The sequence below is a fragment of the Streptomyces sp. NPDC057438 genome, assembly GCF_042802995.1.
Classification (GTDB): Bacteria; Actinomycetota; Actinomycetes; order Streptomycetales; family Streptomycetaceae; genus Streptomyces.
Genome location: NZ_JBHVDD010000041.1, coordinates 52,286 through 73,156, shown reverse-complemented (window position 1 = coordinate 73,156; position 20,871 = coordinate 52,286). Strand labels below are relative to the sequence as shown.

Below are 20,871 nucleotides of genomic sequence, written 5' to 3'. Positions count from 1 at the left end.
GGATAGGGCCAGTCGGCCCTATCCCCTCCCGGCTCCCGCGGGGACGGCCGATCGCAGCCGTTGTTTCGCGGGAGCCGCTCGGGCAGGGCGGTTCAGGGGGGCCGCTTTGGAGGGACGGCCGGGTCCAAACCCGGGGACCGTCTGTCCGCTGGTAGGGACTGATGGCCCATGCCCCCGGGGCGTCCTGATGCGAACAGTGGTGACGTGACGCCGTTCTGCAGGCAAGGGGCCTGCGATGCGCGTGCGATCCCGGTGGCGCAGCACCACCATGAAGTGGAAAGGGGACGGACGACATGGTCCAGCCGTTGGAGTCGAAGAGCGGCAGCTCACCGTCAGCCGGGTCGGTGTCCGGCCGGGCGTGGCTGATGCTGGCCCTGGCCACGGTCGGTTTCGCCGTGAACTTCTGGGCGTGGGCACTGCTCAGCCCGCTCGGCCCCCGGTTCAAGGACGGCCTCGACCTGTCGTCGTTCGAGCAGTCGCTGCTGGTGGCGGTGCCGGTCGTGGTCGGCTCACTGGGCCGGATCCCGGTCGGCGCGCTGACCGACCGGTTCGGCGGACGGGTCATGTTCCCGATCGTGTCGGCGGCCACCACCGTGCCGGTGCTCTACCTCGGCCTGGCCGGGCACTCCTCCCTCGCCGCCCTGCTGGTCGGCGGGTTCTTCCTCGGCATCGGCGGCACTGCCTTCGCCGTCGGTGTGCCGCTCGTCAACGCCTGGTTCCCGCCCGAGCGGCGCGGTCTTGCCATCGGCGTCTTCGGCGCCGGCATGGGCGGCACCGCGATCAGCGCCCTGACCACGGTGAAGCTGGTCGATGCGAACAGCATGTCCACTCCGTTCCTGATCACCGCCGCGGTCCTGGCCGTGTATGCCGTGGCAGCCGCGTTGCTGCTGCGTGACGCGCCCGGCCGCACCGTGCCGACCGAGCCCTTGGTCCGCCGACTGGCCGCCACCGTCCGGCTGCCCATCACCTGGCAGGCATCCGCGCTGTACGCGGTCGCGTTCGGCGGCTACGTCGCCTTCTCGGTCTACCTGCCCACCTACCTCAAGACCGGCTACGGCCTGACCCAGGCCGACGCTGCGAACCGCATGGCCGGGTTCGTACTCCTCGCGGTGGCGATGCGCCCGATCGGCGGCTGGCTGTCCGACCGGATCGGCCCGGTCCGGGTGCTGGCCGGCTTGCTGACCGTGGTCGTGGCCGGGGCGGTCGTGCAGTCGTTCACCCCCGCCCTGGCGCCGGTGGGCACCATCGCATTCCTGGCCATGGCCGCCGCGCTCGGCGCGGGCAGCGGGGCGACGTTCGCCCTGGTGGCCCTGCGCACCCCGGCCAACCAGGTCGGCTCCGTCACCGGCGTGGTCGGCGCCGCGGGCGGACTGGGCGGCTTCCTGCCGCCGCTGGTGATGGGCTCGCTGTACGGAGCCTACGAGTCGTACGCGATCGGTCTCGTCCTGCTCGCGATCGTGGCCGCCGCGGCGCTGGCCTTCACCCTCACCGGGGTCCGCGCGGCGGTCGAAGGCGGCGAGAGGAAGCCGCGCACCGGCGGTCGGCGAGGGCACCGCACCGCCGGCACCACCGCGTAAGGGCGAGCGGCCCAGACCGACAGGGAACGAAGGACAGGGAACGAAGGACAGGGAGAAGACCGGTGTGCGAGTACTGCGGCTGCCAGTCGCTGGCGTCGATCGACGAGCCGATCCCGTCCGGCTGCGGCAGCAGGTAGACGGTCAGACCCGCGGCGGCAGGGACGCCCCACTTCAGTACCGTCCCTATCGTGGCGGCACGCGCCTTGGCCGGGGCAGGGGGCGGCGCCGACCTGGCTGGTGTTCCTTCTGTGTCCCGGAAGGGGCTCATCGTTGCCATCCCGTGGGTGGGGCCCGGCATGTCTCGGACGACTCAGCCGGACCAGGGGCGAGCTTGCGCCTCCACGGTGACGTATGGGGATGAGACCAGGCGCGAGGCAACCGGCCCTCGTCGTTGGGCCGAACGGCACCGAGGAGGGAGCGTGTTGGTCCCGCCCCCACCCCGGGGGCTCAGGCGTCCGTCTGCGTGGGGAGAGGCACGGTCCATTCCGCGATGGTGCCGGTGGGTTCGTTCGGCGTGAGAGTGAAACTGCCGCCGAGGTCGGTGGCGCGCCGACGGAGGTTGTCCAGACCGCTGCGCCGGGTGACGGCCGGGTCGATGCCGCCGCCGTTGTCAGCGACGCGCAGGTGGAGCCGCCGACCGTCCGTCTCGGCGGTGACCTCGACGCCGGTGGCGTGCGCGTGCCGGGCGGCGTTGGAGAGCGTCTCGCGCAGCACGGCGAGCAGGTGGTCGGCATGGCCCGCGGGTACGGCGGTGTCCAGCAGGCCGGTCATGCGCAGAGCGGGAGTGAAGCCGAGCACCTCGGCGGCCTGGTCGGTCTCGGCCACGAGCCTTGCGCGTAGCCCGCCGCGGCCGTCGGAGCGGTCGCGCTCGTGCAGCGCGTAGATCGTGCCTCGTACGGTCTTGATGGTGTCGTCGAGGTCGTCGACCACACGCTGGACGCGCTCGGCCACCTCGGGCCGGTCGGAAATCCGGCCGAGTACGGAATTGAGGGTCAGTCCGGAGGCGAACAGCCGTTGGATGGCAAGGTCGTGCAGGTCGCGGGCGATGCGGTCGCGGTCGGTCAGGACCACGAGGTGTTCGGCCTCGCGCCGGTGCTCGGCGATCTCCAGGGCGAGTGCGGCCTGGTCGGCGAAGCTGTCGATCATGGCCATGGTGGCGTCGGAGAACTCCGTGCCGCCGGGCAGGTTGGCAACCTGCAGAACTCCGCGCACGTTCTCGCCGCCGCCCAGGGGGAGCAGGAACCCCGGCCCCAGGCCAAGCTGTGCCGCTGAGCCGCCACCGGCCTGCGGCTCGGCGGACAGCGCACTGCTGGTGATCCGCTCGTTGGAGTGGTAGACCTTCGCGGCCAGTGCGGTGGCCGGCAGGACCAGTCCTCGCACCTGCTCGGCGCCCTCGCCGTCCGCGGCCTCGATCACCAGCTCCTCGCCGCTGTCGAACCGCACCGCCAGCGTCACCAGGTCGGCGCCGGACAGCTGTCTGGCGGCGGCGGCGACCTGATGCAGAACCCGGTCCGGGTCGGTGCCCGACAGCAGGCTGCGGGTCAGTTCGCTGCTCGCCGCCAGCCACTGCTCCCGGCGCCGGGAGCCCTCGTACAGGCGGGCGTTGTCGATGGCCACACCGGCCGCTGCCGCGAGCGTACGCAGCACCGCCTCGTCATCGTCGTCGAACTCCGCCCCGCCGCGCTTGTCGGTCAGGTACAGGTTTCCGAAGACCTGGTCGCGCACACGCACCGGCGCGCCCAGGAAGGTGGTCATCGGCGGATGCCCCGCGGGGAAACCGACCGAGTCGGGGTGGCGGCCCAGGTTGACCAGGCGCAGCGGCTCCGGCTCCTTGATCAGGAGCCCCAGGATGCCCTGGCCCTCGGGATAGTGGCCGATGTCACGGATGGTGTCCTCGTCCATGCCGACCGTGATGAACTGCCGGATCTTCCCTTCCTCGCCCACCACGCCGAGGGCCCCGTACTGGGCGTCCACCAGGGTGACCGCGGACTCGGTGATCCGCCGCAGCACCACGTCGAGATCCAGATCAGTGCCGATGGTGAGGACCGCGTCCAGCAGCGTGTGTACCCGGTCCCGGGCCGCGCGGACCTGCTCCACCTGCGCCTGCAGGCCCTCCAGCAACTCATCCAGCCGCAACTGGGGCGCCGCCGGGCCGCCCCTACGCCCCTGTGCTGGACTCTCCGCCATTCCCGCTCCCTCCGGAAGAGGTGCCGTTGGCACCTCCTCATCATGCCCCGAACGGCCCTGCCGGCACCCGAACGTCTGTGTTAGATGGCCGCACCAGATCCTATGGCCCTTTGACGTGTGTGAACGATGCGCGGCGTGAGGTCCAAGCGGGCGCCGCCTACCGCGACCCCTCCCAGGGCGGGTCAAGCCGCCTGCGACGTGGATGCCGTTCAGCCGCTCCTCAGGAGACGAATGGCCCTGGCCGGGGAGGCGCGATCGCGCAGGCTCTGAGGACATGGATGCGGGGAGCGTTCCGGCGACTGGCTCAGACGCTGCGGTACGCCGACAGTCGAGGGCCGACCGCAGCGTGCTCGCGCTGCCGCGATAGCGGTGGCACGCGGTACTGTCCGGCCCGTGTGCGCTGTCTATTCCGGGGCGTCGCACCGGGTGCCCGGTGATTACTGCCGGTGCGGTACGCGCGCGAGGGCGACCAGCTCGTGGTGCTGGCGGGTCGCGCCGCCGACAAGCAGTGGTGGCGCGTCGCCCCACCCCGTCATGCCGGCGGGCCCGGAGTCGATCTAGCCTTCTGTCAGAAGACGGCCCATCAGCGCCCTTGGATCCTCAGCGACATCGTCCGCAGGAACGGCGGAGAGGTCCGTTGCCGTGGTCGCAGACAGTCGGTGGAGCTTGACCACCTCCCGTCCCACCTGGTGAAAGACACGCTCCGTGCCGTGGTCGGAGACAGTCGGTGGAGCTTGACCACCTCCCGTCCCACCTGATGAAAGACACGCTCCGTTTTGCGGCGGACAATTCGAGTTGCTCCCGGCGCGCACCCCGATTCGCAGTGGATCAACTGCCGCACCATGGACGACCGTCTGGTGGGGAGGCCCAGCGGGTGTTGCTGCGGCCCGTGCTCCTGACGGCGGGACCGCTGCAGGTGGCGGTGTCGTACACCTCCGCCGTCGCCGAGGCCCGGATCGGGGGATCTCTACGAGGTGGTCGCCTCCCCGCACGGCGTCCGGGTGATCGTCGGCGATGTCCAGGGCAAGGGGCCGGCCGCGGTCGAGAGGGCCGCCGCGATGCTCGGCGCCTTCCGGGACGCCGCCCATGACGAACCCCACCAGGTGAGGCTCGGCGAGCGGCTGGAGCGCAGTGTGGCCCGGGAGTTGGAGGGGGAGAAGTTCGTCACCGTGATCCTCGCCGAGATCGGCTCCGACCGCGAAACCGTGTTCCTCACCTACGGCCATCCTGCCCCCGTGCGCCTGCGCCGGGACGGCACCGCCGACTTCCCGCAGCCGCCCTCCTGCGCGTTGCCTCTGGGGCCGGGTGTCGTTGGCCGGGTGCCTGTGTCACATAGGTGGCCGTACGATCGCTCCCGCCCTGGCCGGAGCCTCCCCCCGTGCCCTGCCGCGCGAGGTCCCGGTGACGACGACCTTGTCGGCCGGCCTGCTCTCCGCCGCGCGGTTCACGGGCGCGTTCGCGGACGCGTACGGGCGCGAGGGACGGCCACCGGTTCGGCACCGGGCACCACGGTGTTGGAGACGGTGCCGATGCCCTCGACGGTGAGGGTGACGGTGTCGCCGGGCTTGAGCGGCGGCGGGTCCTGGCGGCCGCGCACGCCCCATAGTTCGGCGAGGCAGCCGCCGTTGCCGCAGGTGCCGGAGCCGAGTACGTCGCCGGGGCGTACCCGGGTACCGCGGGAGGCGTAGGCGGTCATCTCCTCGAAGGTCCAGCTCATGTTGGACAGCAGGTCCTTGCCGACGACCTCGCCGTCGATCTCGGCGGTCAGCGCCAGGCGCAGGAAGCCGTCGCTGTCGCGGTAGGGCTCCAGCTCGTCCGCGGTGACGAGGTAGGGGCCGAGGGTGGTGGCGGTGTCCTTGCCCTTGCAGGGGCCGAGGCTGACCTGCATCTCGCGGGACTGGAGATCGCGGGCGGACCAGTCGTTGTAGACGGTGTAGCCGATGATGTGGTCGCGGGCCTGCTCGGGGGTGAGGTCGCGGCCCTCACGGCCGATGACCGCGGCGACTTCGAGTTCGAAGTCGAGTGCCTGGCTGCCGGGCGGCACGGGGACGTCGTCGTGAGCGCCGATGACGGCGTAGGGGTTGGTGAAGTAGAAGGTGGGCGCGTCGTACCAGGCGTCCGGGGCGCCCGGGACTCCGTCGATGCTTCGCCGTACACCCTCGACGTGCTCCTCGAAGGTGACGAAGTCGCGTACGGACGGCGGTTGGAGCGGCGGCAGCAGTCGCACCTGGGAGACGTGCGGGCCGCGCGGCACGTCCAGGCTTGCGTTGCCCGCCTCGCGCAGTGCCTCGGGACCGGCCTGGATCAGGTCGAGAAGCGTCCCCGTGCCGGGGCAGGGGCGGAGGGTGCCGTCGTCCTCGACGGTGGCGAGACGGCTGCGGCCGTGCTGTTCGTACGTGGCGAAACGCATGGCATTCCTAGGGAGCTGGGAGGGTTGACACAGGCCGGGGGCGCGGCGGCATGGCAGGGCGGGGAGTGCGCCGAGCCCCCGGGGTCAAAGGGTCAGACCGGCGGAGCGACGAAGACGCCGCGGTCGACGTCGTTGAGCATTTCCTTGGCGACCATCTCGTTCATTGCGTTGGACGTGCCCCACTGGTCGGCGTTCTCGGGCTTCGTCAGGTCGTAGATGTGCGGGTGCCAGGTGTCCTCGTCCAGCTTTTCGAGCTCGGTGGTGTACTCCACGGTGTTGCCGTGCGGGTCGAGGAAGTACGTGAAGGTGTTGTCGCCCGCCATGTGCCGCCCGGGGCCCCAGATCTTGCGGGCGCCGGAGCGCATCACGCGGCCGGAGCCGCGCATGTACTCGTCGATGCCGCGCATCTCGAAGGAGAGGTGCTGCAGGGAGGTGTGCGGACCGCTGGCGATGGCCATGGAGTGGTGCTGGTTGCTGATCCGCATGAAGTGCATGACCTCGCCCATGTGCGGCAAGGTCATCGTGTCGGACAGCCGGAAGTCGAGGTGCTGCTCGTACCAGGCGCGGGTGGCGTTGATGTCGGGGGAGTTCAGGACGACGTGCGAGAGACGGACGGGAATGGACTCCTTCTCCTCGATACGACGGTGCCGGCGCGCCTCGACGTCGGCCGAGACCTCGATGGTGCGGCCGTCGATGTCGAAGAAGCGGAAGCCGTAGCCGCCGCCGGGGGTGTCGACCTTGCCCGGCTGGGAGATCAACCGCACTCCACTCGCGAGGAGTTGCTCGGCGAGCGTGTCCACGTCGGCGGGGTTCGCCGCGCCGTAGGAGATGAGGTCGAGGCGCTTCTCCTCGGCCTTGCGGAGCCGGACGATGTACTGCTCGGGGGAGCCCTCGGCGGCCAGGAAGGAGATGCCGGAGTCTTCGGCGACCTTGGTCAGGCCCCAGACGCCGGCGTAGAAGTCGAGCTGCTTGTCGTAGTCCGGCACGGCCAGGTCGACGTGGCGCAGGTGGGTGAGCAGACGTGTGCTCATGGTGGGGGTTCTCCTCTGTGCGGTTCAGATGGTTCGGACAAGGCGGAGCAACGCTGCCGCGTTGCCGCCGCGTACGGCGTGGAAGTGGGGGGCCGGCAGGTCCGTGACGTCGCGCAGAGCGCCGAGCGGGTCGTCGGTGCCCATGTCGAAGGGGAAGTCGGAGCCGAGCAGCACCCGGTCGGGGCCGGCCACCCGGATCAGCTCGCGCAGGACGTCCGGGTCGTGGACAAGGGAGTCGAAGTACAACTGCTTGAGGTAGCTGCTGGGCGGGTGCGCGCAGCCGCGGGTGTCGGTGCGGGCGAGCCAGGCGTGGTCGGAGCGGCCGATGTGGGTGGGCAGATAGCCGCCGCCGTGGGCGGCGACGATGCGCACCCCCGGGTGCCGGTCCAGGACTCCGGAGAAGATCAGATGGGACAGGGCGACGGCGTTCTCGGTCGGCTGGCCGACGGTGTTCGACAGATACCACCGGTTGAGGCGCTCGTCGAGCGTGCAGCCGAAGGGGTGCAGGAAGAGGATCGCGCCGGTTTCCCCGGCCCGTGTCCAGAACGGTTCGTACGCGGGATCCGACAGTTCGCGTCCCGGCGCGTGGCTCGATATCTCGACACCGCGCAGGCCCAGGCCGAGGGCGTGTTCGAGGGCTTCGACGGCGAGCCCCGGGTGCTGGAGCGGGACGAGGCCGAGGCCGTGCAGCCGCTGCGGGGCCTGGGCGACGTGCGCGGCCGTGCCCTCGTTGGCCAGTTCCCACACCGTACGGGCCAGGTCCTCGTCGGCCCAGTAGTGGTAGTGCGACGGAGAGGGCGAGACCAGCTGGACGTCGACCCCGGAGGCGTCCATCGCGGCGAGCCGGGCCTTGACGTCGGTCAGCCTCGGGAAGCGGTCCCGGAACATCGGGCCGCTGACGGCGATGGCCTCGGGGCCGTTGCGGCGGGCGTCGAGATCACGGGCCGCGGCCAGCCCGGGGTGTCCGGCGACGGCGTCCTCGACCTGAGGGAGCAGGACGTGCGCGTGGACGTCGATCGTGGGTGCGCTGTTCTGGGGACTCGCGGGGTTCACGGGGTCTCCTTCAGGGCGGACATCGTGCGGCCCATCAGACCGGGTGCGTCGGCGTCACGGACGCCGTCCAACTGCCACTGACCGAGTTGCACGGACGCTTCGACCACCATGCGGACACGGTCGATCCGGCGTTCGTAGAAGCCGGTCAGCAGGGCGTCGAGGGAACTCCAGTCCTGCTCCTCGCTCAGCATCTCGGCCAGTACGGAGGCGTCCTCCAGCGACATGGCCGCGCCCTGGGCGAGCGTGGGGGGACAGACGTGGGCCGCGTCACCGATCAGGACGACCCGGCCACGGTGCCAGGAGCCCTCGACGAGCAGCCGGTCGAACCAGGTGTAGTTGACCTTGGCGGGGTCGGTGATGCTCGCGGCGATCTCCGGCCACGCACCCCCGTAGGGTGCGGCCAGCCGCCGCATCTCGTCCGCGTACGAGGCCGGGTCGATGCAGGCGCGGTCGCGGTTGGCCTCGACGAGGTAGGCGTAGATGGTGTTCTTGCTGGTGGGGCAGTAGCCGGCGATGTAGCACGGTCCGCCGTAGGACAGGTCCATGCGCTCCACGCCCTCGGGGCGGGGAGCGGGGACGCGCCAGATGGCCATCCCGGTCGGTTCGGGTTTGTCGCTGATGCCGATCATCGCGCGGGTGTGGGAGCTGACGCCGTCGGCGGCGATGACGAGGTCGTAGCGGCCCTCGGTGCCGTCGCTGAACCGGGCGGTGACGCCGGACGCGTCCTGGACCAGTTCCTCGGCGGTGGTGCCCAGGCGTATCGCCGCGCCGCTCTCGAGGACGGCCTCACACAGAATCTCCTGGAGCCGGGGCCGCTGCATGCCGAAGATCGGGGGCAGGTCGTCCCCACCGGTGCGGATGTCCTGCTGGACGTGGAACACGGTCCCGTCGGGCGCGGCCAGGCCGACGGCGTCGACGGCGTAGCCGCTCTCCCGGACCTCGTCCCATACGCCCACTTCGCGCAGCACGCGCAGCGCGTTGCCCTGGAGGGTGATGCCGGAGCCGAGCACGTTCCAGTCGGGTTTGGCCTCGATCAGTTCCACGGCGACGCCCGCCCGCCGCAGCAGCACGGTCACGGCGTTGCCGGACGCGCCGCCGCCTATGACGAGGACGGTGCGGGAACGGGGGTCGTTCATGGGTTCTCCCTGAGATGGTGCCGCGCGACTTCGAGCGGCAGAGGGGGTCTTGCGGGCCGGGCGGGCGAAGGCGGCGTTGCCGTCCGGGCGCGGCCCGCCCGGCAGTCCAGGGCGTTACTTGACGGCGATGGGATTCACCGGTGAGCCGACGGACCCGGTGATGGGCAGTGGCGCGGCGGTGAGCCAGAACTCGTACCGGCCGTCGGCGGCGCAATGTGAGGCGAGGGCGTCGAGGTCCCACATCTCACCGATGAGCAGGCCGATATGGGGGATGGCGACCTGGTGCAGCGGCTGGAAGGCGTGGTCGAACTCGTTGGGCCGCACCTCGAAGCCCCAGGTGTCGGTGGCGATCCCGGCGATCTCGCTCCGGTGCAGCCAGCCGGCCGTACTGAAGCTCAGCCCCGGCGCCGGCCCGCCCGCGTAGTCGCCCCAGCCTTCGTGACGGGCGCGGGCCAGCCGCCCGGTGCGCACGAGGACCAGGTCGCCACGACCGACGGACACGCCGTGCGAGACGGCGGTCGCGGTCAGGTGCTCCTCGGTGATGGCGAAGCCGTCGGGCAGTTCGCCGCCGTGGCCGATGACCAGGCCCACGTCGAGGAGGACGCCCCGCCCGGCGACGTGCGGAGCCATGTGCTCGATGCCGGTGACCAGATCGCCTTCGGAGGTGACGACCTTCTCCGCCGGGCGGCCGTTCCACGCCATGCCGTGATCGAAGATGTGCCCGAGCCCGTCCCATTGGGTGGAGCACTGCAAGGGCATGGCGATCACGTCGTCGGCGCCCCCGAAACCGTGCGGAAAGCCCTGGCCGCCCAGAGCGGCGTCGGTGCCGGTGGCGAGCATCGTGTGCACCGGGTTCGTACGCCGCCGCCAGCCTTTCTGCGGGCCGTCCATGTCGAAGCTCTGTGACAAGGAGAAGCTGACGCCGTCGCGGACCAGGGCCGCGCCCTCGCGGCGCTTGGCCTCGTCGAGGAAGTTGAGCGTGCCGAGCACGTCGTCCTCGCCCCAGCGGCCCCAGTTCGAGTACGCCTTGGCGGCCTCGGCGATCGCCGCCTCGGGATCCGTACGGTCGATACGGTCGGCGCTCATCGGGTTTCCTCCGCGACACAGCGGGTGCGCTGGGTGCCGAGCCCGGTGACCGAGCCGTCCATCACGTCGCCGTCGCGCAGCAGCCGGCCCCAGTGGATGCCGTTGCCGGCCGGACTGCCGGTCAGTACAAGGTCGCCGGGGAGCAGTCGGGCGGTCTGGGAGATGTACGAGACCAACCGGGCGACGCCGAAGATCATGTCGCTGGTGGACTCGTCCTGCATGATCTCGCCGTTGAGTTTCAGGGTGACCTGCAGGTCGGAGGGGTCCGTGATGGAGCCGGCCGGGACGATCCACGGGCCGAGCGGGGTGAAGCCGGGGGCGTTCTTGCTGCGCAGCCAGTCGGTGCCGATCGGGGGCATGTCCCGGCGAAAGACGGTCGCGCGGTCGGTCAGGTCATTGGCGATGGTGTAGCCCGCGACGTGATCCAGCGCCTCCTCCACGGTGACCCGGTAGGCGGGGCGGGAGATCACCGCGGCGAGTTCCAGTTCCCAGTCGGGCTTGTGGGCCCAAGCGGGCAGCACCACGTCGTCGTAGGGACCGCTGATCGTGGTCGGCAGGCCGATGAAGACGTACGGGAGGTCCTCGGCGGCCCGCTCGTCCATGACCGCCGCGGTCTCGGCGCGGGCTTCTTCGACGGTGCGTGGGTCGTCCGGGGCGCGGTGTGCGACCGCCAGGTCGATCACGTGTTGCCGGTAGTTGGCGCCCGACTGGAAGATCTGCCGGGGCTCGACGGGCGCGTGCACCCGCAGGTCATCGAGCGACAGCCATGCGCCGGCCGGATCCGCCGCGAGAGCGTGGAGGCGGGGCAACGTCTCGTCCCAGCGCTCCAGGAGCGTAAGGGGCGTCAGCGCGGGTTCACCCAGTGCCGTGCGCAGGTCGAGCACCTGGCCGTCCGGCGCCACGAGGCCGGGGAACGCGGCTCCGCCCGAGGCGGAGAGAGTGCCGATGGCGAAGGGGCCCGAGAAGGGTACGAATGGTGCCGACGCGGCTTCGGATTTCACGGAGATGTCCTCCCGATTGCGGTCCCACTAATCTGGCCCGTAGATTGCAATCAGGGAAATCGATTTCATCTATATAAGAATCCAGCCGGTGAATACCGATGCCGGCTCCGGAATTGGGATGCTCCGTGAACTTGGCCAGCCTGGACCTCAACCTCGTCGTTGCCCTGCGCGCCCTCCTGCAGGAGCGCAACGTCACCAGGGCCGGCCAGCGCATCGGGCTCAGTCAGCCCGCGATGAGCGCGGCCCTGGCCCGGCTGCGCCGCCACTTCGACGACGACCTGCTCGCCCGGGTGGGCGGAGGGTACGAACTGACCGCCCTCGGGCAGGCCCTCCTTGACCGGACCACCACCGCATGCGACCTGCTGGAGCGCGTCTTCGCCAGTCAGGCCGAATTCGACCCCTCCCGCGAGGAGCACGAGTTCACGCTGATCGCCTCGGACTACGCGGTTGCCGTATTCGGCACCGAACTCGACCGCACCGTCCAAGCCGAGGCACCGGGAATCCGGCTCAGGTTCAAACAGGTACCGAACGAAATCATCGACAGCACCGGGTCGCTGCTCAGCACCGTGGACGGGCTACTGCTGCCCCACGGCATCATTCGCGGCTTCCCCATGGTCGAGCTCTACCGGGACAGCTGGGTCTTCCTCGTCGCGGACGACAACCCCGAGGTCGGCGAACAGCTCACCCTCGACGACCTGGCCCGACTGCCGTGGGTGACGTACCAACGAGCCTACGATGCCCCCGCCGCCCGCCAGATTGCCATGCTCGGCATCGAGCCGCGCGTGGCGGTCTCCGTCGACAGTTTCCAGCTGATGCCACTCCTGGTCGCAGGCACCCGCCGGGTAGCTCTCCTCCAAAGGCGTCTCGCCGACGAGCTGGACGGACTCGCACCCGTCCGCATCATGGAACCGCCCTATGACACCGTGCCGATCCAGCAGGCCCTGTGGTGGCATCCGGTCCACATGCACGACGCGGCGCACACGTGGCTTCGGGAGACGACGGCCCGGGTCGCCGAGATGATGGAGGCCGGTCGGCCTACGACCTCCCGTCCGCCGACATGATGAGCGTAGGAAGGCGAGCCGGCCGGCGCCGTCCTTGGCGGTGTGCGACGTCCCGTCTCGGCCTTCGTCCCGCACCCGGGCGCAGGAAAGCCTCTGCCCGCTCAGGCCCGCTCAGGAGCCACCCCGGACCGGCCCGCTGCGACGAGACAGCTGCTCTTCAATGGGAAACTGCTTGGTCTTCGCTTGTGGCTCTCTTCGTGCGACGGGCCGAGCCGGGCGACGGCACTGGCATGCCTCTGGTCCCCCTACATCGCGGAGTAGCGCTACAGATGACCGTCCAGGCTGCGCCTGACCCGAGCCGGAGCACCGGCACCGAGCGGAGTTCGGTGAGAACGGCGCGAAGGCGGTGGCCGAGGAGGCGACCGTCCGCCGTGTCACCCCTGACGTCTTCGCCGAGCACACTTTGGACGACCTGCTCCCGCGTACCGACTGCCGGCTCGGGCAGCAGGGACGCCTCACCCACCCCATGTACCGCCCCTCGGGCAGCGACCGCTACCGGCCGATCTCGTGGAACGACGCGTTCGCCGTGATCGCCCGGGAACTGGCCGCGCCCGATGCCCCCGATCAGGCCGCCTTCTACACCTCCGGCCGGGCGAGCAACGAGGCCGCATTCCTCCACCAGCTCCTCGTCCGGATGCTCGGCACCAACAACCTGCCGGACTGCTCCAACATGTGCCACGAGTCCAGCGGTTCGGCTCTGACGGAGACCATCGGCATCGGAAAGGGCAGCGTCAGCCTCGACGACCTCCACGAGGCCCTCCTCGGACTCGCCGTTTGCCTGATCACGCGTTGGCACGTCCGTAGGCTTTGGCAGGGCCAGTTGTCGGACGTTTCTCTGCGCCCGCTCGGGCGGCGAGTGTGAACGCTGCACACCCCTTGGTCAGTCGTGAAGGACTATTGGCGCCATGTCGGGACACCGCCCGCCCTGTTGCCCGAGCGGTGCCCCGACACGTTCCGGTCAGACGCGGCGGCGGGTGAAGCGTTGGTTGGGGTTGCCTGTGTAGGTCCACTGGGAGATGCGGGCGCCGTCGGCGGTCGAGTACTCCCAGACATCCATCGCCAGGCCGGACACCCGGTTGACGAGGCTGATCACACCACCACCGTGATCGACCACGCGCCACTGCTGGTTGGTGGCGCCGGTGTCGGCCTGTTGGACGACGTCCGCTCCGGTCGCGGTGCCCGTGGGCTGGAGGAACAGGCCACTGTGCAGTGCCTTGACGCGGACGTGGCCGTCGCCGGCGTCGACGAACTCGAATTGCTGGTTGGGGCGACTGCTGGTGGTCCGCTGGACGAGTTGTGCGCCGGCGGCGGTGGAGGCCCCGTTGATCTCGGCGGCCCTGCCGCTGTGCTGGGCCAGCAGGGTGTAGAGGCCCGGGCCGCCGGTGGAGTCGCCCAGCTGGGCTTCCCACCTGGTGTTGGACCCGGACGCGTCAGCCGGGAGGCGGTCCCGTGCGGCGGTGTCGCCGTACATGGTCCAGCGGGCCCAGTCGACGACGGTCCTCGGGAAGCGTTGGTCGCTCCAGAAGCTGGTGTGGCTGCCGCCGACGAAGGTGAGGAACGCCTTGGGCCAGGTGATCTCCGAGTACGCCTGCCGGGCCGAGGAGTACTGCGTGGTCGAGTCCCGGTCGCCGTGGACGAACAGGACCTTGGCCGAGACGGAGCTGGATGGGTTGCCCATGTCCACGCAGGACTGGGGGTTGGCGGAGATGATCCGGCTGTCGGGCCAGGAGGTCAGCAGACCGTGGGTGACCATGCCGCCCAGGGAGTGGCCCGAGACGCCGACGCCGATGCCGGTGTTGATGTGCCCGGCCAGCGGTCCGCTCGCGTTGAGCGCGAGGGTGTTGGTGAGGATCTGCGAGACGTCCTTGGAGGTGTTGCCGTTGTTGACGTCGGTGAAGTTGTGGTTGAAGTGCGGGGCGGGGACGATGAAGCCCGCCGAGGCCAGGGCCCGGATGATGAACAAGGAGTTCTGCGGGCTGCTTCCGTAGCCGTGGGTCATGTTGTAGACGGGGAAGACCCCGCCCGCGACCGGGGCGTCCGTCACCGGGCTGCCGCCGGCGGAGCCGGTGGCCGGGTAGTAGACGTAGGTGGTGCACGGGCGGCTGCCGCGGGTCCAGTTGTACCGGCGCACGCCGACCGCGAACGGCGTGGTCGGCGCGGTGTCCAGCGGCCCGGCGGCGGCCGGTGCCTGTCCTGCCCCGAGCAGGGACAGGCCCACTCCCGTCGCTCCGGCCGCGCTCATGCTGAGGAAGGTCCGTCGTCGCAGGGTCATGGTGACTCCTTGGGTGCGGGGATGGGTGGAGGGTTCGGCGTTCGGCTTGTCCCGTTGCCGGGTGCGTCCCGTCGGCGACAGAGGCCGACAGGTCGACGGGGCGCGCGGTGCAAGAGCGGGTGTGGGTGCTCCTGCCACCCGCGAGGAGCGGCGTGCGGTTGGTCGGGCGCACCGGATGTCGGGGGTGAGTGTGGCCGTTCCGGTCGAACACGGCCTGGTTCTTCCAGGCGCTGCCGCAGTTGTCGCTGTCGGCCACCGAGTGAGCGGAGCACTGCCGTGAAGCAGTGATGATGTATCGCCGGTGCCGTCGCGGTCTCGGCGGTGCGACGTCGGTGAAGCAGGCTATGAGGTGGTCAAGTCGTGTTCGCCTGGTCGGGCATGACGTCGATGACCGCCGTGACCGGTCCTGTGCCGGTCGTCCCGGTGACTGTCACCTCACCAGGCCTGTCGGTCGCGCCAGGTGGCAACGGCTGCCAGCGGACGGGGACAGTGGTGATCTTGTTGTTGGCGGTGGTGAGCATGCGGATGGAGGAGGGCAGCTTCGGGGCGGCCCTCACCATGGTGCCGGTGTAGATGGTGTCCTGGAGGATGTGCTGGGCGCGGCTGGCGTTGAAGACGTTGATGGACGCGTGCGGCTCCCACGTGTTCGTCAGTCCGGGCACGGCCCGGAACATCGGCTGGTAGCCGGCCGGCTCCCACACCAGGACACCTGAACCTCGGTTGTCGACCACGTCGTTGGCGGCCTGGAACACCCTCCGGATCGCGTCCGCCTGCCCCTGAATGGTGCGCGGGTACGGCGAGTTGGGCAACGGCGAGCCATCGCCGCCCGACGCGGGGTAGGCGGTTTCGGCGATGTCGATCTCGTAGCCGGGATAGGTGGTGGCCATGGTGTTCAGGTTGAGGTCCAGTGCCTCGGGCGTACCGTGCCATTCCGGGTAGTACGAGATGGCCAGCACATCGGGGTTCTGGCCCTTTGCCTTCACCCGGGTGAGGAACTGGTGCCAGAACTCCATGGTTTTGGCGAGCTTGTCCTTGCCGACGATCACGTGTATCTCGACCTTGGACGTCGGTGACGCGTCGCGGACGGCCTTGATCCCGGCCGCGGCCAGGGTGGTGAACCGGTCCCACGACTGGCCGTAGAGCTGCTGCTCCACGGGGTCGGTGGACCGCCAGTACTTCCACAGCAGGCCACCGCCGGGCTTGGACTGGTAGATATCGGCCTGGTCGACGAAGTACGGCGGATTCGTCGTGCCGATGTGGGCCGCCTCGCTGCCGTACATGAAGCCATTGATGATCTCGTTGCCGACGGCTACCTTCTCCGGCGTGGTGCCCTGCCGGATCAACCGCTTCAGATAGTCGGCGGTGAAGTCGTACACGGCCTGGGACAGGTCCCCGAACTCCAGCTCTGCCCAGGCGCGTGGTTTTGGCTGCTTGCTGGGGTCCGCCCATGAGTCCGCGTAGTGGAAGTCGATCCCCAGGCCCATGCCCCGCTGCTTGATCCGCTTCGCCGAGACCAGTGAGCGCTCCGGGCCCTGGCGCGGTACCGGCGTCGGTTGGCCGGTGCTCTCGCTGCGCGGCTCGTTGAATATCCGAAGCCGGGTGTGCTGCATGCCGCGGTCCTTGGCCACGTCGAGCAGGTGTGGTCCGGCACCGCGGTCTTCGGCCAGGGGGTCGACCCAGTACTGCTGGTCCTGGACGTCGTCCATCCAGGACAGATCGGCGCCGAGGGTGAGGTCCTCGCGCAGATAGTTGAAGACCTGGAGCTCGCTGACACCCGCCCGGGCACGGCCCGGCCCACCCGTGAAGGTCAGCCGGACGAAGCGCGTTGCCGGCCTGGTGAACAGGTGCACCTCTCCCCGCGACACGGCTCGGTCGTGGGATCTGTCGGCGATGGTCTTCCACCGGCGACCGTCGGATGAAGCCTCGACGACGTACCGGTGGGCCACGCCACGGTCCGGGAAGAGCACCTTGACCTTGCGCAGGTTGTCGTAGGTTCCACCGAGGTCCACGGTGAGCCACTGCCGGGCGCCGGCACGACCGGGTTGCCAGGACGTCGTCGGGTCGCCGTCGATGGCCAGACGGGCGTTCGACGAGCCGGTGGCGGCCGTCGCCGCGGCCCAGGGCTTGGCAGCGATATTGCTTTCGATCGGCTTGATGTCCGCGGTTCCGAAGGTGGCGTGGGCCGGCGCGGGCATCATGAGTAAGGTCGCGGACGCCATGGTGACCAACGTCGTGGTGCCCGCGATGACGCGGGGCAGACGCCTGCTGCTCATGTCCTTCTCCTGACGGTGTGACGTACTTGCGGCGGGTGCTGTTTCCCACGCGGTCGGCCGTCGTTCTCCATGGCCCTGGACGTGACCCTGCGTGCTCTGCCGGTCGAAGAGACCGGCAGAGCGTGGGATGTCAGCCGGTCGCGGCACCGACATCGAGGTAGTCGACGTTGGGCAGTCCGGCTGCCGTGGTCGGATCCCACCGGATGGTGTTGCTGCCGGCGTTCAGTGGGACGGTCACGGTCTTGGTCGTCCACGTCGTCCACGCACCGGTGGACTCGAACGAAACGGTCCCCACCGTGGATCCGTTGACGATCAGGTTCGCCGGCCTCGGACCGCTACTGGAGCCATTGGCGAACCGGACCGCCACCGTCGCCGGACCAGCGGTCTCCGGGGTCACCGTGAACTGCGCGAAGGCCCCCGCAGCGGCACTGCCGTTGCAGAACCCGCTACCGGAAAAGCCCGCTTGGTCCGAGTCGATCGTGCCCTGGCACACCGCCGGTGCGGTCTCCGCCTCGTATCGCTGTCCCGATGGCGCGTCGGCAGAGGTCTTGACCAGTGAGAGTTGGTCGACGGTGACGCCGCCCGAACCCGACGCCCGCACGGTGACGGTGGCGGCCCCGCTGGGCAGCGCGAGGCCGGTGAGCTCGCGCTTGGTCCAGCCGCTCGACGACGGGATGCCGAGGGTGCGTTGGCTGGCGTCGGCGCCGGTGATCACGACCTGTCCGGCGCTACCCCGAGCGTGCAGGGACAGGGTGTAGGTGCCTGCGGGCACCGACTCGATCCGCTGCTCGACGCCGCCGCTGTTGCTCACCTGGAGGGCGAAGCGAGACCCGTTCACACCACCGTTGACGTTGGTCACCGAACCGCCGAGGTTCCGCCATCCCCGCACACCGGAGACGACGATGCGGTCGGCCTGGATGTCCGGGTTGAGGATGTAGTTGTTCGCCTGCCCGACACGCCACTCGCCGGTCGTGACGTTGAACTGCCACTGACTGACCGAGTGGAACTGCGGCCTCGCGCCGGTCTTGGTTATCGGCACCCACTGGTTGTACCCGATGCCGTTCCAGGCGAAGTCGGCCCAGCGGTCGCCGGCGTAGATCACCGTGTTCTGCTTGGTGCCCTGGACCGTCACGAAGAACCCGGTCTGGGTCACGTGGCTGTAGTCCATCTCGGTGCCGGCAAGGACGTACTCGCCGCTGTACGAGCCCTGAACGTTGCTGCTGGTCGACTCATTGACGTAGTTGACCGAGGTGTTCCAGCCGTGCAGGTCCGACGCCGCGTGGTAGTACTTGCCGTCGAGCTTGAACATGGCGTTGCCCTCGCGACCGGCGCCGCGGCGGATCTCCACGCCTGCCTCGATCCGCAGCGAGTCGGACTCCCGGAACTTGGCCACGAAGCCGCGTGACCGTCCTTCGCGGTTGGAGAAGATCAGGTAGTCCTTGCCGTTGTCGTCGGTGAAGACGGTCTGATCGCCGGTGCCGGTCGTGGGCGAGTTGGTGATCTGGGTCTGGAAGTAGCCGTAGTCGAAGGTGTCGGTGGGTGAGTCGCCCTGCAGCAGCAGAACGCCGTGCCCGCCCCTGCCCGTGTGCCACATCTGCACGGCGAGCACGTACTTGCCGGTGTTCTCGTTGTACGAGACGCCGAGCCGCCCGACCCAGCCCGCACCCCCCAGGTCGGCGCCGCTGCCCACGCCGGTGGAACGCGTCGCGACCCGGTTCTCGAACTTCCAGTTCACCAGGTCCTTGGACGAGTACACGGGGATCGAGACGAAGCTGACGTTGCCGTCGTACTTTCTCGTCGGATTGGCCCGGTAGAGCTCGGCTCCGGTGTACTGCACGCCGTACCAGTAGTAGGTGTCGCCGAACTTGAAGACCCCACCGCCCTGCGAATAGATGGGGTTGCCGCTGGTGTCGTTCCAGAAGGTGTTGTTCGTGATGGTCTGGAAGGTGCCCTCGTCGGCGGCCTTCAGATCGGCGGCGGCGGTCATCAGTGCCGTCTTCGCGGCGGCGACCTCAGACGTGCCGGCCGACGTGTCGTCGGCGACATCGGCCGCGGCGGTCAACGCCTTGGCGAAGGGCTTCCAGGAGTCAGCCGTGTACTTCGACGGGGTGCGTGTGCGGTAGTCGGACACCAGGTACTCGAGGCCGCGATCCACCACCGGTGCGGCGGCGGCACCCTGGTCCTGGAGCGCCGTTGCCGATGTCTCCGTTGCAGGTGTCCCCGCCGCAGCGGTGCCCGCCGAGAGCGGTGCCGCCAACGCCACGGACAACAGTGCGGCGACGGCCACCTTCCAGTACTTCGAAACGACACGCGATCTTTGCTTCACGATGTCACCTTCCATCGTTCTCAAAGGCGCCGAGATCCGGCGCACTTCCGCTGAAGGGCAGCCCTACGGCGGTGCCCTTGTCGATCAGGGCACTGTTCGCCGCGAGACGGAGGTGGGGCAGCACGGGCAGGCTTCCATCGGTCTGGCGGGGCGCGTCCCAGCCGGACGTCGACACACTCCGGAACTGGGAGTCCGACAGGGGGACGCCGAGGTTCCAGGAGTTGTACGCGGTGTTCGTGCCGGTCATGTACGACGTCGGCGTTCCGGTGTAGGCGAGGTTGTTGCGCAGGTTGCCCCGGCCGACGGCGGCGCCGCTCGAGTCGACGCCACGCATGTTGAAGTTGGGGTGGTTTCCGTAGCCGGTGTTGTTGAAGAAGTCGTTGGCCACCGGGTGGTGGTTGGCGTAGAAGCCGGCCGCCCTGTTGAGGAACGCCACCGAGGAGCGGACGGTGTGCTTCGGCGCGTTGGCCTCGTAGTCACCGCCGTAGCCGCCCGACTTGAAGCCGGCTCCGTTGCCGGAGGGCGTCGTCGTCCCCGGCACGTACCCGTTGCGCCAGGCCCACGAGTTCTCGATGATCACGGGAGAGTAGGTGGAGATGAGGTCGAACCCGTCATCGGCGTTCCACCACGCGCGGCAACCCTGGAACACGTTCGCGGGGCGGCCGGCCGGCGTGTAATGCGAACCGAACCCGTCGGCGTTCTCGCCGGGCCCGTCATTGCTGCGCAGGTCGTAGTTGTCGTGCGAGTCCGAGTTGAGGACGAGGTTGCCGCCCCCGCCGTTGATGAACAGGCCGGTGCCCATGTGGTGGTGGGTGTTGATCTGCTCGAAGACGCTGTTGCTGCCGGAGATCCAGATGCCCCAGGACTCGGCGTTCCGGTTGTTGTTCTGCGGAACGCCCTTGACTTCCAGTCCTTTGAGGTGGATCCAGCTGCCGGTGACGTTGAAGCCCTTGATACGGCAGTTGTCCGTCATCCGTGAGAAGTCGAAGACCGGCTTCTCGCCCGGGTGGGCCCAGTACCGGATCGGGTTGCCCGAGCTTCCGCTCTTGTTCAGGGTGATCGCGTCGACTCTGGCGGACTGGCTGGAGCAGGCGCTGTTCGCTCGGGTGTAGGTGTAGGTGCCGCCCCGGAGATAGACCGTGTCACCCGCCTTGGCGACGGACTGCGCACGAGCGATCGACGCCCACGGAGCGGCTTGCGTACCTGCTGCTCCGTCGTTCCCGTTCGGGGCGACGTAGTAGATGTTTCCGGCCGCCGCGGCGCTCGCGGCCGCCGAGCCGGGGGTCATGGCGACGGAACTCGCCGTGACCATCGAAAGCAGGAGGGCAGGCGTGCCGAACTTCGCGGTTCTCACAGCATCATCTCCCGAGTCAGGTGATTTCACGTGCGGCAGTGGGGCTCGTGCCTGCCTGAAGAACTCAGCGCAGGTGCGAATGCTGCTTCTCGAAAGGTGGGACC

Annotated in this window: 13 protein-coding genes and 2 pseudogenes; 4 read left to right on the top strand and 11 right to left on the bottom strand. The window is 69.4% G+C overall.

What is annotated here, in order from left to right; genetic code table 11:
• Positions 1–293: 293 nt before the first annotated feature.
• Complete coding sequence (locus ACFU5F_RS22675) at positions 294–1,577, top strand: nitrate/nitrite transporter (protein ID WP_383890128.1); 1,284 nt, start codon at positions 294–296, stop codon at positions 1,575–1,577.
• Between the two features lie 447 nt (positions 1,578–2,024).
• Here the strand turns inward: ACFU5F_RS22675 and ACFU5F_RS22670 are convergent, their stop codons facing one another.
• Positions 2,025–3,764, bottom strand: a complete 1,740-nt coding sequence (locus tag ACFU5F_RS22670) for a GAF domain-containing protein (RefSeq protein ID WP_383890125.1) — start codon at positions 3,762–3,764, stop codon at positions 2,025–2,027.
• A gap of 865 nt (positions 3,765–4,629) precedes the next feature.
• On the opposite strand from ACFU5F_RS22670, the pseudogene ACFU5F_RS22665 reads away from it, so the two are divergent.
• Positions 4,630–5,074: pseudogene (locus ACFU5F_RS22665) on the top strand (PP2C family protein-serine/threonine phosphatase); the annotation flags it as partial.
• Between the two features lie 134 nt (positions 5,075–5,208).
• Here ACFU5F_RS22665 and ACFU5F_RS22660 read toward each other — a convergent pair.
• The 6 genes from ACFU5F_RS22660 to ACFU5F_RS22635 form a co-directional block, all read right to left on the bottom strand.
• Complete coding sequence (locus tag ACFU5F_RS22660) at positions 5,209–6,174, bottom strand: fumarylacetoacetate hydrolase family protein (protein ID WP_383890123.1); 966 nt, start codon at positions 6,172–6,174, stop codon at positions 5,209–5,211.
• A gap of 92 nt (positions 6,175–6,266) precedes the next feature.
• Positions 6,267–7,205 (bottom strand): VOC family protein, encoded by a 939-nt coding sequence (locus ACFU5F_RS22655; protein WP_383890120.1) that lies wholly within the window; start codon positions 7,203–7,205, stop codon positions 6,267–6,269.
• Positions 7,206–7,229: 24 nt separating this feature from the next.
• Positions 7,230–8,258 carry an amidohydrolase family protein gene (locus ACFU5F_RS22650; protein ID WP_383890118.1) on the bottom strand — a complete coding sequence of 343 codons (1,029 nt, stop codon included), beginning with the start codon at positions 8,256–8,258 and terminating at the stop codon, positions 7,230–7,232.
• Positions 8,255–9,394, bottom strand: a complete 1,140-nt coding sequence (locus ACFU5F_RS22645) for an FAD-dependent oxidoreductase (RefSeq protein WP_383890116.1) — start codon at positions 9,392–9,394, stop codon at positions 8,255–8,257. Before ACFU5F_RS22645 ends, ACFU5F_RS22650 begins: the two co-directional genes overlap by 4 nt.
• A 114-nt stretch (positions 9,395–9,508) precedes the next feature.
• Positions 9,509–10,480, bottom strand: coding sequence for a cyclase family protein (locus tag ACFU5F_RS22640; protein ID WP_383890113.1), 972 nt, complete (start codon positions 10,478–10,480; stop codon positions 9,509–9,511).
• Positions 10,477–11,487, bottom strand: coding sequence for a fumarylacetoacetate hydrolase family protein (locus ACFU5F_RS22635; protein ID WP_383890131.1), 1,011 nt, complete (start codon positions 11,485–11,487; stop codon positions 10,477–10,479). Before ACFU5F_RS22635 ends, ACFU5F_RS22640 begins: the two co-directional genes overlap by 4 nt.
• A gap of 119 nt (positions 11,488–11,606) precedes the next feature.
• Between ACFU5F_RS22635 and ACFU5F_RS22630 the strand changes: the two genes are divergently transcribed.
• Both ACFU5F_RS22630 and ACFU5F_RS22625 read left to right on the top strand, forming a co-directional pair.
• On the top strand, positions 11,607–12,542 hold the full coding sequence (locus ACFU5F_RS22630; RefSeq protein ID WP_383890110.1) for a LysR family transcriptional regulator: 936 nt from the start codon (positions 11,607–11,609) through the stop codon (positions 12,540–12,542).
• Positions 12,543–12,813: 271 nt separating this feature from the next.
• A pseudogene (locus ACFU5F_RS22625) lies at positions 12,814–13,299 on the top strand (molybdopterin-dependent oxidoreductase); the annotation flags it as partial.
• A 201-nt stretch (positions 13,300–13,500) separates the two neighbouring features.
• On the opposite strand, the gene ACFU5F_RS22620 reads toward ACFU5F_RS22625, so the two are convergent.
• From ACFU5F_RS22620 to ACFU5F_RS22605, 4 genes are all read right to left on the bottom strand, one after another.
• A complete protein-coding gene (locus tag ACFU5F_RS22620; RefSeq protein ID WP_383890107.1) occupies positions 13,501–14,814 on the bottom strand; it encodes an RICIN domain-containing protein in 1,314 nt (437 codons plus the stop codon).
• Positions 14,815–15,167: 353 nt separating this feature from the next.
• Positions 15,168–17,087 (bottom strand): glycosyl hydrolase 53 family protein, encoded by a 1,920-nt coding sequence (locus tag ACFU5F_RS22615; protein ID WP_383890105.1) that lies wholly within the window; start codon positions 17,085–17,087, stop codon positions 15,168–15,170.
• 130 nt (positions 17,088–17,217) lie between these two features.
• Positions 17,218–19,428: a family 43 glycosylhydrolase gene (locus ACFU5F_RS22610; RefSeq protein ID WP_383890102.1), complete on the bottom strand. Its 2,211-nt coding sequence runs from the start codon at positions 19,426–19,428 to the stop codon at positions 17,218–17,220.
• Entirely contained in the window at positions 19,418–20,767 is a 1,350-nt protein-coding gene (locus ACFU5F_RS22605; protein ID WP_383890101.1) for a right-handed parallel beta-helix repeat-containing protein, read from the bottom strand. Before ACFU5F_RS22605 ends, ACFU5F_RS22610 begins: the two co-directional genes overlap by 11 nt.
• Positions 20,768–20,871: the final 104 nt, after the last annotated feature.